10 protein-coding genes are annotated in these 16991 nt (G+C 38.5%); 8 read left to right on the forward strand and 2 right to left on the reverse strand.

Annotated elements, in window-relative coordinates; translation table 11 throughout:
• Positions 1–22 precede the first annotated feature (22 nt).
• Positions 23–2842: a leucine--tRNA ligase gene (gene leuS, locus FBD94_RS00315; protein ID WP_136878685.1), complete on the forward strand. Its 2820-nt coding sequence runs from the start codon at positions 23–25 to the stop codon at positions 2840–2842.
• Between the two features lie 73 nt (positions 2843–2915).
• Here the strand turns inward: leuS and FBD94_RS00320 are convergent, their stop codons facing one another.
• Positions 2916–3869 (reverse strand): Rpn family recombination-promoting nuclease/putative transposase, encoded by a 954-nt coding sequence (locus tag FBD94_RS00320; protein WP_131612970.1) that lies wholly within the window; start codon positions 3867–3869, stop codon positions 2916–2918.
• Positions 3870–4320: 451 nt separating this feature from the next.
• Positions 4321–4599, reverse strand: coding sequence for a hypothetical protein (locus FBD94_RS00325; RefSeq protein WP_131612969.1), 279 nt, complete (start codon positions 4597–4599; stop codon positions 4321–4323).
• A gap of 805 nt (positions 4600–5404) precedes the next feature.
• Between FBD94_RS00325 and FBD94_RS00330 the strand changes: the two genes are divergently transcribed.
• From FBD94_RS00330 to FBD94_RS00360, 7 genes are all read left to right on the forward strand, one after another.
• On the forward strand, positions 5405–5890 hold the full coding sequence (locus tag FBD94_RS00330) for a DUF2147 domain-containing protein (RefSeq protein ID WP_169472176.1): 486 nt from the start codon (positions 5405–5407) through the stop codon (positions 5888–5890).
• Positions 5891–5970: 80 nt separating this feature from the next.
• A complete protein-coding gene (locus FBD94_RS00335) occupies positions 5971–8418 on the forward strand; it encodes an outer membrane beta-barrel family protein (protein ID WP_136878687.1) in 2448 nt (815 codons plus the stop codon).
• 95 nt (positions 8419–8513) lie between these two features.
• The gene (locus FBD94_RS00340) at positions 8514–9098 is read left to right on the forward strand and encodes an RNA polymerase sigma factor (protein ID WP_235884324.1); all 585 of its coding nucleotides are present in this window, start codon (positions 8514–8516) and stop codon (positions 9096–9098) included.
• Positions 9099–9176: 78 nt separating this feature from the next.
• Positions 9177–10379, forward strand: a complete 1203-nt coding sequence (locus tag FBD94_RS00345; protein ID WP_136878689.1) for a FecR family protein — start codon at positions 9177–9179, stop codon at positions 10377–10379.
• A 255-nt stretch (positions 10380–10634) separates the two neighbouring features.
• Positions 10635–14201 carry a SusC/RagA family TonB-linked outer membrane protein gene (locus FBD94_RS00350; protein ID WP_235884325.1) on the forward strand — a complete coding sequence of 1189 codons (3567 nt, stop codon included), beginning with the start codon at positions 10635–10637 and terminating at the stop codon, positions 14199–14201.
• A gap of 10 nt (positions 14202–14211) precedes the next feature.
• Positions 14212–15657, forward strand: a complete 1446-nt coding sequence (locus FBD94_RS00355) for a RagB/SusD family nutrient uptake outer membrane protein (RefSeq protein WP_136878691.1) — start codon at positions 14212–14214, stop codon at positions 15655–15657.
• A 19-nt stretch (positions 15658–15676) separates the two neighbouring features.
• Positions 15677–16987, forward strand: a complete 1311-nt coding sequence (locus FBD94_RS00360) for a zinc-binding metallopeptidase (RefSeq protein WP_136878692.1) — start codon at positions 15677–15679, stop codon at positions 16985–16987.
• The last annotated feature ends 4 nt before the right edge of the window (positions 16988–16991 follow it).

Genomic DNA, 16991 nt, shown 5'->3' on the forward strand with positions numbered 1-16991 from the left:
CGCTATAAAAGGAATAGCATTAATGGATTACCAATTTAAAGAAATAGAGCAAAAGTGGCAAAAATTCTGGGCTCAGAATCAAACGTTTAAGGCAGAAACTGATTCTGCTAAACCTAAATATTATGTGCTCGATATGTTTCCATATCCCTCAGGAGCTGGGTTACATGTTGGTCATCCACTAGGCTATATTGCTTCTGATATATTCTCGAGGTATAAAAGACTAAAGGGCTTTAATGTGTTGCATCCAATGGGATATGATTCTTTCGGTTTACCGGCAGAGCAGTATGCCATCCAAACTGGACAACACCCAGCTATAACTACTGAGGCTAATATCAATACTTATCGTAAGCAATTGGACGCAATCGGCTTCTCTTTTGATTGGAGTAGAGAGATTCGTACAAGTGACCCGACCTACTATAAATGGACACAGTGGATCTTTATGCAATTGTTTAATTCATGGTATAACCTTGAAACTGACCGTGCAGAAGATATTACTACACTGATCGAAAAATTCAATGGATCGGGTAGTGCTGATGTTAAAGCCGTTTGCGATGAAGATGTAAAAAACTTTATGCCGAGTGACTGGGCAACTATGACTCCTCGTGAAAAACAACAGGAGCTTCTAAAATACCGGTTAACTTATTTAAAAGAAAGCACTGTAAACTGGTGTGCGGCTTTAGGTACTGTTCTAGCTAATGATGAAATAAAAGACGGTTTCTCGGAACGTGGTGGTCACCCAGTTGAGCAGAAAAAAATGATGCAATGGAGTATGCGTATTTCTGCCTATGCTGAGCGCTTGCTGCAGGGATTGAATACGATCGACTGGCCAGAACCCGTTAAAGAAATGCAACGCAACTGGATTGGTAAAAGTGTTGGGGCAAGTGTAAGGTTTACTATTGAGAAATCGGCAGAGCTTGAATCTCAAATCTCAGCGCTCAAAGACGATTATATTGAAGTTTTTACCACACGTGTGGATACCATATTTGGCGTTTCTTACCTGGTGCTTGCGCCAGAGCATGAGTTAGTTGCTCAATTAACGACAGCTGCACAACAAAACGACATCAATAATTATATTGCTCAAACCAAGAAAAAATCAGAGCTTGATCGTATGGCGGATACTAAAACGGTATCAGGTGCTTTTACAGGAAGCTATGTGGTTAACCCGGTGAGTGGCGAGCGTATCCAACTTTGGATAGCGGATTACGTATTGGCCGGTTATGGTACAGGAGCCGTAATGGGTGTGCCAAGTGGCGATCAACGCGATTGGTTGTTTGCTACCCATTTTAACTTGCCAATTGTACAAATTCTGGATGCTCAGCAAGACCTCGAACATCAGGCTGACGCAACCAAAGAAGGAAAATATATCAATTCCGGTTTTATTAATGGAATGAACTATACTGAGGCTACTGCAACTTTAAATGCATGGCTGGAAGAAAAAGAAGTTGGTAAGGCTAAGATCAATTACCGAATGCGTGATGCTATTTTTGGTCGCCAGCGCTATTGGGGAGAGCCAATCCCTGTGTATTTTGATTTTGGTGTACCTTATTTGATTAAAGAGTCTGAACTGCCTTTAAGATTGCCAGAAATTGACAAGTATTTACCGACTGAAACGGGTGAACCACCACTGGGTAGGGCCGAAGGCTGGAGCTATAATCATGATCATGCATACGAATTGAGCACCATGCCAGGATGGGCAGGCTCTAGCTGGTACTGGTACCGCTATATGGATTCCGATAACTTCTCGGACTTTGCAAGTGAAGAAGCTATAGAATACTGGAAAGATGTGGATTTGTACATTGGTGGGTCAGAACATGCTACAGGTCACCTTTTGTATAGTCGTTTCTGGAACAAGTTCCTGAAAGATATGGGACATGTGAAGGAAGAAGAGCCTTTCAAAAAGCTGATCAATCAAGGGATGATCCAAGGCCGAAGTAATTTTGTGTACCGCGTGGTTGATGAAGAGGGAAGAGGTACAAATACTCTGGTTTCTTATGGTTTAAGAAAAGACTATAAAACTTCGGCATTGCATGTTGATGTAAATATTGTTGACAATGAGGTTTTAGATATCGAGAAATTTAAGTTGTTCAGACCTGAGTTTGCCAATGCTGAGTTTATTCTGGAAAACGGTAAATACATCTGTGGTATAGAAGTTGAAAAGATGTCTAAATCTAAATTCAACGTAGTTAATCCTGATGTTTTGATCGAAAGCTACGGTGCCGATACTTTACGTATGTACGAAATGTTTTTAGGCCCGTTAGAGCAGAGCAAACCTTGGAATACCAATGGTATTGAAGGTGTGTTTAAATTCTTGCGTAAGTTCTGGCGTTTGTTCCACAATGAAAACTGGACATTCCATGTAACGGATTCTGTACCTACTAAAGCCGAATTAAAGGCTTTGCATAAGATCATCAAAAAAGTACAGGATGATGTGGAACGTTTCTCGTTCAATACTTCTGTTTCGAGCTTTATGATTGCTGTAAATGAGCTAACTGATCTGAAATGTAAAAACCGTCAGGTATTGGAGGATCTTGTTATTGTACTTTCTCCTTATGCTCCGCATATTTGTGAGGAGCTTTGGGTACAATTAGGTCATGAAGAAGGTAGCTTATCATATACTGCTTATCCAACTTTTAATCCAGCGCATCTGGTAGAGGATGAGTTTAGTTACCCAGTTTCAATAAACGGTAAAACGCGTTTGAATTTGAATCTAAGCCTTACTTTAGAGGTTAAGGAGATTGAAGAAACGGTACTAGCTAACGAAGATGTACAGAAGTACCTGGAAGGCAAGACACCGAAAAAGGTGATTGTTGTGAAGGGTAGAATTGTGAATATTGTAATATAAAATAATACTTCTTGTGAAAAGCTTCTAGTGAAAACTAGGAGCTTTTTTCGTAAAATTCCACACAATTATTTGGTTATAAAGTGGCTATTTCTTCTATAGTGAATCCAGTGGTTTTTGATATGATACTTAATGAAATATTTTCATTTTTTAATTTGATGGCCACTTCTTTACGCCCCTTTTCAAGTCCTTCTTCAAGTCCTATTTCAATCCCTTCTTCACGTCCTTCTTCAAGTCCCATTTTAAGCCCGATTTTTTGTGCTTCTTCTTTCGCATACTCCATCACGCTAAAGTAATCACGTTCTATTTTTAATCTTTGATTGTATTCGCACATTTCTTCTCGCGTTAAATTGCCAAGTTCAGCAAGCTCAAATACTTTTTCGTATTCTGTGTTGCCTACCAAAGATAGCGGTATTTCAGATAATTTTTCCAGGTTATTTAAGATGTAAAGCCACTCATCCAGTTTACTTTCCAACTCTGTTTCCAGTTTTTTAAATTTAGGCATTTCTATAAAAGTGTACGACAACTTTGAATAAAATTCCTGGTGCGTATTGTTGTCCATTAGCCTAATATCATGTATAAAATGATCTGGATGACTATCATCGAAATTAAAATTCATGATCCCTATAAAGAATATTTCAGGCATCTCATAACCCCAATTTGCAGCTACACCGATGCCCTGCTCCTGAATCAGATTTGCTGTATAAAAAATACTTCGGTCTTTAAAGTTTTTAGGTTTTGCTTTCTGCATTTCGACCATAAATTTCTCCCCCTTATCGCCAGTACAGTGTAAATCCAATACAGTCTTCCTATAATCGATGCCGGAACCTTTAAACTCGATATTATTATACTGAATATCAACAATTACTTTCCTTCCTTTTAGCACCTGATTGATGAAGCTGATTAGCAGATTCTTATTGGGTGCTTTACCAAAAATGTGTTTAAATCCAAAGTCAGAATAAGGATCAATAAAGCGTGTAATTTCTTTTTTGTTTACTGGATCGGTCTTGCTGTCTGTTTCTTCGCTCATTTCCTCTGATTATTTAAGCAAACCTCCCGAGATAATTCATGATAAATCTTATCGAGCTGGAATTTGATTGAAAACGCAGTCTGATCGTGATTTGTCAAAATAAAATCGCGTAAAGTGGTAGAGAAATGAGCCCAGGCCAAATTTAATAATCCCGTTGTGTTTCGTTCTGGTTCTATTCTAAGGCAACTTAATTTACGGTGTATTAACGGATATTAACCGGACACTACTCGGCTCCACCCGGGTAGTGTCCGAGTAATGTCCGAGTAACGTCCGGGTAATGTCCGGGTTTATACGGGCATCAGTACGGTTAACTATAAAGCAACTTTCCTTAAACGGTTCTGGTTTTTTAAGTTTTAAAAGATTAGTTTTTCTTTTTAGTATAGCTTTGGCAAATATTATATCCAGGTTCATCGATTTAAATCAACGAACCTAGGCGAAACAACTAAACCAATTAGGTTGGCTTTTTTAATTCATCATTAACGATGTTAGCTGCCAGAATCAGCGTATGAAGGTATTCGTAATAAGCGATCAGATTAGCACGTTCTGCATTAGGTAATATGCGGCGGCTCTTGGTATAAAAACTTTGTTGGATCATTCTCCAGAGATATTCAAGACTATCATCAAGTGGATAGATATCAAAAAAATCTTTTAATGTAGTTTTCACGAACGCGTTAAGCTCAGCTTTGGTTCCTGATGGTCTTTTGTGTAAAAATTGGTCGGGTGTATACATATGCTCATTTTAAGTTTCAAAAAAATGAGTCTCTTGGGGATTTATAGAAAGCTCTGGTGGGTTTTATCGGATAAAACGAAAAGTGTACTATAGCGAGCTCTATATACCGCACTTAAAGGTTTCTCACGACCTAGCCAAACGGATTTACAATAGAGCCCATAACGCTATAGTGCACTTTCAAAAGTACAACAATATTTGTCATGGGCATTAATCTATTGTCTCGTCGGCAATATTGTGAGATTTTTTAAGTCGAGACTCTTAATTAATACCTCATTTAAGAAGTATGATCTGTTATTGTTGTTTCTTTATTTCATTGGCTATCTATTTTAGGTGGTACTGGTTAGTTTAAAATCTACTGTAATTTAATCAATGTAAGTTTAGAGAACTACATTCTTCTGTAAGATTATTGTAATGTTTTTGTAGAAAATTATTGAAATAAAATACAACATTTTGGTTGATAAATCAATGCGCTTTAGGGGGCGCTTTGTATAAGCTTCGATAACGCTTCGGATAGGGTTGCACCATAGAAGGAGCTTTAAAGGTATCTCATAGGGCTCTTAAAGGACTATTAGTCCTACCAGACTCCTATGAGGTGCCTAAGATACACCTTGATCGGTCCTAACCCTAAGCAAGGCTTCCCGAAGGATATAGAGATATTCTAAAGAGGCAGGACGTATTAAAATAAAAAATCATTGGGTAATACAGAAAGAAACCGAAATTTCTGCATAGATTTAGAGTAGCACCAATATTATTAACTATGTACGGCTCCTTACTGCTTCGGCAGGTATCAATAACCTTGTTGGTTATGTTAGCTGTCAACCCAATTTACGCACAAAAAAGTACCGCTAGTGGCTATGCTAGTCAGGCCGTATTCAAAGAGTCTTCGGTTAATTATCTTCCAGATAGGATTATTGGTAAATGGATCACCGAAAAGAAAAATCTCATCGTCGAAATTTATAAGTCCGGAGTTGAATTTAAAGCAAAAGTGTTATGGTTTAGTGATGAAGATAATTTGACTGAACCTATTGATAGTAGGACGGATTTTAGAAATCCTAACCCTACATTGAGAAGCCGGAAGCTTCTGGGAATGGAAGTATTAAAGCAACTTAAGTTTATAGAGGAATCAAATAGTTGGGAGCAGGGGGTCATCTATGATTCGCTGAGTGGTAAGGAATGGAGCTCCTGTGCTTTTTTTACAGATAAAGGGCACTTGCGTGTAAAGGGCTACTGGCGATTTAAAATGCTATGTAAAAGCCTGGATTTTTTACCTTATAAGGGCTGTGTTAAATAATTATAACATAGGCCAAAACATTGTGGATATATTTTATAGGATTATGTAACAATTTCAATCCTATTGCTACTAATTGAGGTATGAAATCTTATCTAAAATATCTCGCCTTTTTGTTTGTCGTAGCTGTACCAATTTTTAGCGCAAATGCCCAGTTTTCTTTTGGTGGGGCAACTAAGCCAACGGTAACAGGTCGGGTTACTGCGGTAATCCTTGATTCCCTTACTAAAAAGCCTATCGATTATGCGAGTATTTCCCTGTTTAATGCAAAGGACAATAAATCGGTTAATGGAGGTTTAACGGATGATAAGGGGAAGGTAGTACTGCAAAATGTAGTCCCAGATGATTATAAGCTAACTATTGGTTTTATGGGGTATAAGACTAAAACCATATTGGTTAAAACTACCGCTGGGAAACCGGATCAAAATGTGGGTGTAATTTACATTAGCCCTACAGCAGGTAATTTAAAGGAGGTAGAAATTACGGGGCAAGCAGCGCTGATCGAGAATAAGATTGATAAACTGGTTTACAATGCAGAACAGGACATTACAAATGCTGGTGGTGATGCTACTGATGTGATGCGTAAGGTGCCGATGCTTTCGGTAGATATCAATGGGAATGTTCAGTTACGCGGTAGCTCGGTTAGGGTTTTGATTAATGGAAAGCCATCTGGAACAATGGCAAATAGTGTTGCCGATGCTTTGAAAATGATTCCGGCAGAGCAGATTAAAAGTGTTGAAGTAATCACTAGTCCTTCTGCCAAATATGATGCTGAGGGATCTGGTGGGATTATAAACATCATTACCAAGAAGAAAACGGCTGAGGGGACGAGTGGGAATGTAAGTGCAACAGCCGGTACGCGCTCAAATAATGGTTCTTTTAACTTAAATGTTAAAACGGGTCGCTTAGCGGTAAACGGAAGTTTAGGCCTAAATCAAGCTTATCCACAAAATTCCAAAGTCGTTATTTTTAACAGCGCAACAGTTGAGGGCGTCACAAATACGACATTGCAAGATGGTTATTCTAAGTGGTCTAGGGTAGGGTATAACGGAAGTTTGGGGCTGGATTACGATTTCAATGGGTACAATAACATCAGTACAACTGCCAAAATGAATCGCTTTTCTAATGGTGGGCCAGGCAGTTCAGTAATCACCAGGAACAATATGGTCTCTACCAATATCAGGGATATGGACATGAGTTTTAATAACCTGGATTGGAATGTGGATTATAGAAAAACCACTAAACGGGATGGTGAGGAATTTAGTGTTTCTGCGCAATTATCTGCCGGACGTAATGGTAGCGATTTTAGTAATAGATTTATTAGTGCGGGTATCCCTGATCTGATCGTTTTAGGACATAATACAGGTAAAAATAATGAGTACACGGTACAAAGTGATTATGTATATCCATTTAGTAAAACAACAGTTTTTGAAACTGGTGTAAAGGGAATCTTCAGGAATATTATAAGTGATTATGATCAGGCGCAACAGGATTTTGATTATGACCAAAATGTAGCGGCAGCCTATGGTGTGATCGGTTTTAAATTGACTAAAAAGATAACAGTTAAGGCTGGCTTAAGGGCCGAGTATACTAAAATAGATGGCTTGGCTGGTCATACTTTAGATTTTGATAACGATTATTTTAACCTGTTTCCGAGCATGGTGATTTCGAAGACTTTAAAAGGAATGACTACTCTTAAGCTGAGTTATAACCGCAGGGTACAACGCCCAAGCTTATTCTATTTAAATCCTTTCAGAAATGAAAGTGATGTGTTTAACCCAATGGAGGGTAACCCAAAGTTAGCTCCGGAGTTGACGGATAATATAGAACTAGGCTATTCTACCTTTATTAAGGGATCGGTAATTACAGCCTCGGTGTTTTACAAAAATACTCAGGATGTGATTGAGAGTTTTATACGGCCAATAGTTGATAATGGTGTGGGGAAAAACCTGACTACTTATATCAATGTGGGAACTAGCCAGTCCTACGGTTTTAATGTTTTCGGTTCCTATAACCCAAAACCTAAATGGACTTTAATGGCCAATCTGGGCTTAAATACTTATGAGGTTAATAGTCGTGACAAAGATGTAAGTACAGGGACATTTTTGAATTATACTGCTTTTGCGCGTTCGGCCTATGCTTTGCCTAAGGGTTGGACTACTGAGCTTTGGGGTGTGATTAATGCACCAAAACGTACCTTTCAGGGGAAGACTGATATGATGTATTTTTATGGTGCTGCGGTGAAAAAGGAGATTTTAAAGAAAAAAGCAACCATTGGTGTAAATGTTTTGAATCCTTTTAACCGGGATTTGAACATTAAAACTACAAACACTACGGCCAATTCGTTTCAGCGTAGCGATATTCATTACCCTTTGCGTTCTTTTGGGATAAACTTTAGCTATAAGTTTGGTAAGATGAACTTTGATGCTAAAAAGAAGAAGGTTAATAATGATGATGTAAAGAAAGAAGAACAACAACAGGGCGGCGGTAACGGTGGTGGTGGCGGAGTTGGTGGATTACAGGGGAATTAGCCAATTAGTTTATTTTTTTAAAATATTGTTATATTGCATCCTTATCTTATTTACGGATAAGAGCAAATATGGCAGCTCAGGGGGGTATATATGATTTGGCAGGTGAAAAGCTATTGCTCCAGCAGATTGCGATGGGGGATGAGGCTGCTTTTAAATCGATTTTTGATAACTATAAAGCCCGAACCTTTACTTTCGTTGTAAATTTTATCCATTCTAAAGCTGATGCCGAGGAAATTGTACAAGATACTTTTTTGGGTTTATGGCAAAACAGGAATAGCCTGACGACTGTTGAACATCCTCGTAATTATATTTATACTGTAGTTCGGAATAGAACTTTGCGTTATCTGAGTAATGTTGCCAGAGATGAAAAGATGATGAAAGTTGTTTGGGCGAATATGCAGGAAGAAGTTAATCCTACAGAAGAGGCCTTACAATTAAAAGAAAGTCAGGCCTTAATCAATCAGGCACTTTCTATGTTATCTGAGCAAAAACAAAAGGTTTTTAAAATGTGCCGTGAACAGGGTATGAGCCATGAAAATATTGCTCTTGAAATAGGCCTCTCCAAAAGTAGAGTGAAAAATATTATGGTGGAGACTTTACAATTTATAAAAGTATTTCTATCTCGCAATTCGTTGATTATTATCTTTCTAGGGGTGTTTTATCTTTTTTTTTTAAAATAATTCAATTTAAACGGTCCTTCTTTCGATTCCATGTATCTATAAGTATATATCCACACCAACAGTGGTCGTACATTTTTGATGGAAAGAACAAACGAGCAGTTTGAAAACCTGCTAAATAGATACTTAGATAAATCTTGCAGCCTTGAAGAGCTTAAGGAGTTGTTCTCCTATATAGACTTGCCTGAATACCGGGAGCGTCTGGAGATGGTAATGGATGAAAATTACAAGACACTAGTCCCTGGGGTAGAAGCTCGTGAGATAAACTGGGACGAGATGTTTAGTTCTATTGTAGAGGATAAGGAAAAAAGAAAGGTAAGATCATTATGGTCGGTATGGATGCCTATTGCTGCGGCAATAGTTGTGATGCTGTCTGTTGGGGTTTTAATCTGGGCTAACCAACAGCAAAAAAAGCAGAAAACATCAACCGCTAGTGTTAAAAAAGATATTGCACCTGGGGGTAATAAAGCTGTGTTGAAACTAGCTGATGGAACTGAAATTGTGCTTGATGGTCATAGTACTGGCATATTGGCCAATGAGGATGGAACAAAGATCAGCAAAACCGCAGATGGAATGTTGTTGTATGATGCAGCTAAATCTGATGGTGATGAAACGCTCGCTAAAAATCATATCAACACCTTAACCACGCCAAGTGGGGGTCAGTATATGCTCATTTTGCCTGATCGTAGTAAAGTGTGGCTCAATGCAGAATCGTCTATATCCTATCCTTCCGCTTTTTCGGGAGAGGAAAGAAATGTAACATTGGTGGGGGAAGCCTACTTTGAGGTGGCTAAGGATAAACAACATCCATTTAAAGTTAAAGCTGGTGCTGCGGAAGTAGAGGTTTTAGGTACGCATTTCAATATCATGTCGTATGCTGAAGAGGGACAAACCCAAGTTGCTCTGGCTGAAGGATCAGTTCGCGTAGATTTAGGCAACAATTCGCGGACACTAATACCTGGGCAACAGGCTTCAGTTAAGGTTGGCTCAACACAAATCTCTTTGAGAAATGTTGACATTGATGAAGTGACGAATTGGAAAAATGGTTTGTTTCAATTTGACAATACTCCTTTGGAGCAAGTCATGCGACAAATTAAAAGATGGTATAGTGTGGATGTTGTTTATCAGGGTGTGAAACCTGATTTATACATCACAGGGATGATTTCAAGAAGTAATAATGTCTCGAAAATATTAGCGCTGATAGAAGAAACCGGGGGGATAGATTTTGAGATCGGCGATAAGCAAATTATTGTTAAAAAAGCAAAAGGAGGTACTCATGACTAGATAACTACTTACTTTAAACGTAAAAGGTTAACCTAAAATAACCTTTCCGGATTGCGCCCCGGAAAGGTCAGAAATCCTGCTTGGCGGCAGGTTTATAGGGTTACCCTTATTTAATCGTATCAATCAACCAAACTGCTAACCCTATATTTCAAATATATGAATGATTATTCACATTCAATAACGAGCGTTATTGCTCATTTCTTTTCCGTATTAAAACGAAAAAGGACAGTCATTGGTATAAAAAAGCTCATCCTTATGATGAAGTTAACCGCAATTATTATTCTGGCCCTTACCTTTCAGGCAACAGCATCAAGCTTTGCCCAGAAAGTTACTATTTCTAAGAACGATGCCAGTTTAAAAGAACTATTTAAAGAAATACGCCGGCAAACCGGTTATTATTTCATTTATAATAATGAAGTAATTGAACGCGCAGGGACAGTTAATGTCCAGGTAAAAAATAAAGATGTTTCAGATGTATTGAAAGATGTGTTTAGCCTGAAAAGGCTTTCCTTTTCAATAGAAGAGACGAACATCATTGTTAAAGTGAAAGATGCAGCCCCCGATAGGCTGATTAACGGTAAAATTGTGGCCGATGAAGATGGGCAGCCACTACCCGGAGTATCCATTAAAGTTAAAGGCTCAACCAAATCTACCTCAACAAATACTAATGGAGAGTTCTCTATAAGAGTGAGCGACGGAGAAGTGCTTGTTGTGACTATGATTGGCTACCTCACGCAGGAAGTCCCTACGAATGGAAAAACAACACTTAATATAAAGCTTAAACAGGATAATAAAGCTTTGTCGGAAGTGGTGGTTACAGGTTTCCAAAATATCAATAAAAAGCTATTTACAGGATCGGCCGTAACCATTAGTGGGGCTGATGTGAAACAGGATGGTGCGGTAGACATTAGTCGGATGCTGGAAGGTAAGGTAGCCGGAGTGTCGGTGCAAAATGTATCAGGTACATTTGGTACTGCTCCAAAAATCCGTGTTCGTGGGGCTACTTCCATATCCGGAGAAAATAAGCCATTGTGGGTTATTGATGGGGTGGTTTTGGAAGATGTAGTTAATATTTCAAATGACCAGCTATCCAGTGGAGATGCAACTACGTTATTGGGTTCATCTGTAGCGGGTATCAACGCCGATGATATTGAAAGTTTCAATATTTTGAAGGATGCATCGGCAACAGCATTATATGGTGCAAGAGCCATGAATGGGGTTGTGGTTATTACCACCAAAAAAGGTAAGGCAGGAAATACTGCTGTTAACTACAGTGGTAATTTTTCCTCCTTTCTGAAACCAAACTACAGTACTTTCAATATTATGAATTCTGCAGATGAAATGTCTGTATACGCTGAGATCTATAGAAAAGGAGGATTAGGCCCTAATATCGTTAACGGTGAAAAAGGTGGAGTGTTTGCCAAAATGTACCAGCAGATTAATGCATTTGATGCTAGCACAGGTAAATTCGGAGTTGTGAATACAGCAGAAGGCCGGGCCTCATTTTTAAAAAAGTACGCTACGGCCAATACAGATTGGTTTGATTTACTCTTTAAAAATTCTTTTGTACAGGAACATTCCCTAAGCATTTCATCAGGCTCTGAAAAATCGCAACATTATTTTTCAGTAGGCTATTACGATGATAATGGATGGACACTGGCAGATGAGGCCAAAAGATATACCATGAATTTAAGAGGTAATTATAACCTATCTCCAAAATTATCTGTTGGAATATTAGGAACAGGTGCTTTAAGAATACAAAAAGCGCCTGGAACGCTCGGTCGTACCAGTAATGTAGTAGAGGGAAAGTATACACGTGAATTCGATATCAATCCTTTTAGCTACGCCTTAAATACAAGCAGAACGATGAGAGCGTATGATGAAAATGGGAATCTGGAATATTTTATCAATAATTATGCACCGTTTAACATCATCGAAGAGTTGGATAACAATTATATCGACCTGGATATGATGGACCTTAAATTACAGGGTGAACTGAATTATAAGTTCATTAAAAACTTCGAGTTTAAATCGGTTGGCGCGATGCGTTATGTGAAAAGTACCCGAGAGCATAAAATTACAGAGTACTCAAATATGGCCAATGCTTATCGGTATATGCCTAACTCTTCTATTGCCAATGCAAATAGGTTCTTGTATGATGACCCAGATCACCCTGAAGTAATAGACAAGGTAAGTGTTTTACCACAGGGAGGTTTTTACAATAGAAATGATGACAACCTGATGAGTTATGACATCAGAAATCAGTTAGATTGGAAACAGAAGTTTGGGAAGCATGACGTTGGCGCATTTATAGGCCAACAAACTAAATTTGCTGACCGACAAAACAGCTATAACAATGGATATGGTTATCAGTATGACAAAGGAGGTACACCATTTACAGATTATAGAATCATTAAAATGCTGCTTGAAAGTAACTATAACTATTACGGCAGGAATAAATTTTATGATCGTTATGCTGCATTTTTCTTAAATGCAAATTATGCCTATGATTCTAAATACATTTTTAATGGTACCGTAAGGTATGACGGTGGTAACCGTATGGGCGCTTCGGCGACGGCAAGATGGTTACCAACCTGGACACTTAGTGGGGCATGGAATATTGATCAAGAGGATTTTATTAAAAAGGTTGATCCGATTAGTTATTTAAAACTTCGTGGCGGATATGGGTTGACGGCAAGTTTAGGTGATGCCACCAATTCTTCTGTCGTGTTGTTAAATAGCACCACCAGACGCCCGCGTTTGTCGGAAGTTGAGACCCGAATCGTAATTGATGGTTTGGAAAATTCTGAGCTAACTTGGGAAAAACAATATGAAACCAACGTAGGGGTTGATTTTGGTTTGCTTCAAAGTCGCTTAAACTTCTCCTTCGATTACTATAAACGTAATGGATTCGACTTAATTGGTGATGTAGTCACTTCCGGTATTGGAGGAGAGTCGACAAAAACAGCCAATTATGCCGATATGAAATCACATGGTATAGAAATTACCTTAGGGGGCAGCCCGATTAAAACTTCCACATTTAGCTGGACTACTAATTTTACGTTTGGTTACAACAAAAATAAAATCACCAATTTAAAAAGTAAACCAAGAATTTACGATTTAATTGTCTCGGAAGGTGGACCTGCCGAGGGTGGTGCTGTAAGGGGGCTTTACTCTATTGATTTCCAGAAACTAGACGGATCTGGGGTGCCGACTTTTATTGATGAGGAAGGTAATTTGAGTAATAATGTTTATGTACAAAGTACGAATACTAAATATTTAAAGTATGAGGGTCCTGTTGATCCGCCATATACCGGTGGCTTTAACAATACTTTCAGATATAAAGATTTTACATTTAACTTCTTCGTGTCGTACCAGGCAGGTAATAAAATAAGACTCAATAGAGTCTTCGAGAGCCGCTATGGTGATAATGATGCATTGCCAAGAGAGTTTTTGGACCGTTGGACTTTACCATTGGATGAGAATTATACCAATACCCCTTCTATTGCAGATTATCTGTTGAAAAAAGAGCTTACAACTTTAGGTGCTTACCCATATTCAGCGTATAATTATTCGAGTGATCGTGTGGCTGACGGGTCCTTTGTTAGGCTTAAACAGGTTTCTGTGGCGTATAACCTTTCTAAAAAGTATAGTAATGCTTTAGGCGTAAAAAATGCGTCGCTCAAGCTTCAGGGAAATAATGTATGGTTGGTGTATGCCGATAAAAAACTAAAGGGTCAGGATCCTGAGTTCTTTGGTTCGGGCGGTGTTGCGCTTCCTATACCAAGACAAATTACCCTGTCATTAAAAGTTGGATTTTAAATAAAAGAACATGAAAAAATATAGTATATATCTTTTTGTATTGTTTGCATTCGTTAGTGCTGGATGTAATAAATATCTCGATCAGGCTCCTGATGAGCGAACTACACTAAATAATCCTTCAAAGGTATCAGAGCTGTTGGTTACAGCTTATCCACGTGCTAATCATGTGTTATTGGCGGAATCAATGTCCGATATTCCTGCTTTTGTAAGTGCTACAGGAATCGATTTCCCAGTAAATCAAGATGGATTTTTCTGGAAAGACGTGGAGGCCACAGATCAGGACAGTCCAACTTATTATTGGAATGCTTGCTATACGGCTATCGGGGCTGCGAATCAGGCACTTGTTGCTATAGCTAAAGCTTCTGACCCTCAGGCTTATTCATCACAAAAGGGCGAAGCACTCGTTGCCCGTGCTTATTCGCATTTTATGTTGGTTACGCTATTCTCTAAATGTTATGACCCAATAACTGCTGAAACAGATTTAGGAGTGCCGTATGTGACTGAGCCTGAAACTATAGTGTTCAAAAAGTATGATCGGAAAACAGTAGCCTATGTTTATCAACAGATAGAAAAGGATATTTTGGAAGGTATACCATTAATAGTTGATAACTATAAAGTGCCTGCTTATCACTTTACACGTAAAGCTGCATATGCTTTTGCTTGTCGTTATTATTTATTTAAGAAAGATGCAGCAAAGGTTATTGAATATGCGAATCTTACATTTCCTTCAAACAATTTTGCCGAGAATGTGAGGCCATGGAAATCTTATTCAAGCTTCAACTCTACTCAAATAGAAGCTGCATATACCAATGCCTCCAGTCCTGGTAATTTGTTATTAGCTGAAACTGTTTCGAGATTAGCTAGGAATTATAAAAGGCCGGTGTATTCTGTTAGCCAAAATAGGTTAAATGGAATAATTGCACCGGTAGGTACTCCTTTAAATAGCTATAAGATATTTTCTAACAGCTCTACATTTTATTATGTGCTAAAATTTGTTGAACATTTTGTGCGCACAAACATAAATGCTACAACTGGTACGGGCTATGTAATGGTTCCGTTATTAACTACCGAAGAGGTTTTGTTAAATCGTGCTGAAGCTTATATCACTCAGGAGAAATATCCTGAAGCCCTGGCTGATATGAATACACTGATCAGTACAAGGGTGACAACTTATACTCCTGCTACGCAAAATTTAACCGAGACTAAAATTAAAACGTTTTACGCTGGCTCTACAACGGACACGAAACAAGCCTTTTTTAATGCATTGCTTGATTTGAAAAAGGCTGAATTTGTGCATGAAGGAATGCGTTGGTTGGATATTTTAAGACACAAATTGCCTGTCGTACATGCTAATGCTGATGGTGCGGAGGTTACATTAAAGGCTGAGGACAATAGGAAATTATGGCAGGTGCCGGCGGAGGTTACTTTGTCCGGTGTTGAACAAAATCCACGTTAAATCATTTAATCTAATAAAGATGAAAAATATATATACGCTTTTGCTTGCATCGCTTTTTGGCCTTATGCTAAGCTGTAAAAAAAGCGAAAATCTCAATAAAGAAATAGTCGGTTTAGGTGGAGATAGCTGGGAGCAGGGTACCCTCGACAAATGGTTGTTTACAAACTTTACCGAGCCATATAACATTAATGTGAAATATAGGTGGGATGGTACAGAGTATGACAACTCAAAGACATTGACCCCTCCAATGGTAGATAAGGTTCAGCCCCTGATGGAGGTGGTAAAGTCAGTTTGGATAGATCCTTACGCAGCTGAAGCGGGACAAAATTTCATTAAAAAGTATGCGCCTAAAAATTACATACTGGTAGGTAGTTTACAGTATAACGCCGGAGGAACTGTTACGCTGGGTGAAGCTGGAGGTGGTGTGAAAGTAACGTTGTTTAATGTGAATAATTTTTCTAAAACGGATAGGGATGTTGCAAAAAGGATATTAAAAACTATTCATCATGAGTTCACACATATTTTAAACCAGACCATTAACTTTCAGAAGGAATTTCCACAGGTAACCCCTGCTGGGTATACCGCTGATTGGAACAATAGAACTTTGGTTGATGGAAATGGCGGTTTTATTACGCAATATTCACAGGCATCGCCTGATGAAGATTTTGCTGAAATGACTTCTATCATGCTTACTGAAGGTAAGGCTGGTTATGAGGCGATGCTCAAGCCATTAACAGCACCCGTTGTTGCTGCAATTCGTACCAAACAGGATATGGTGGTTAATTATTTTAAACAAAGTTATGGTATTGATTTTTATACCCTTCAAAATAGAGTACAAGCTGCCCTTAATCAAAATTCACCGTCGTTGCCTAGTACTTATCTTGCTTTTGGAGGGCTTTATACTACAGTAACTGGTATTTCACCTGATTTAGCGGGACAGTCGGCTGATTTTACTACAGTCTTTAATACTGCAAAAACAGGCCTTTCAGGGTTGTCTGGCAGGGTGTTGAGTAGTATTTCTTTGATTTATGGCGCTGCGGGACAAGTTACACTCCGCGTAAACTATTTGAGTTCTGCGGGCGCTGCATTGGTAGCCAATTTCACTTACAACGTTGCTACTGATACTAATGGGAACATCAATCTGACGCTGGCAAGTACTGATGCTAATGGATTGGTAATTGCATCAGGAATAATTGCCTTAACAAATTATCTAACGCAGAATAAGTTTACTTATAAATGGTTTTACAGTGCAAATTTTAAAAGTGAATACATAGGTCTTCAAAAGACGGCTGACGCGAATTCATTCTTTTTTGGTGTTTACGGAAATTAATAAC

Origin of the sequence: Pedobacter hiemivivus, assembly GCF_005144565.1 — a bacterium.
In the GTDB taxonomy this organism is placed as follows: Bacteria; Bacteroidota; Bacteroidia; order Sphingobacteriales; family Sphingobacteriaceae; genus Pedobacter; species Pedobacter hiemivivus.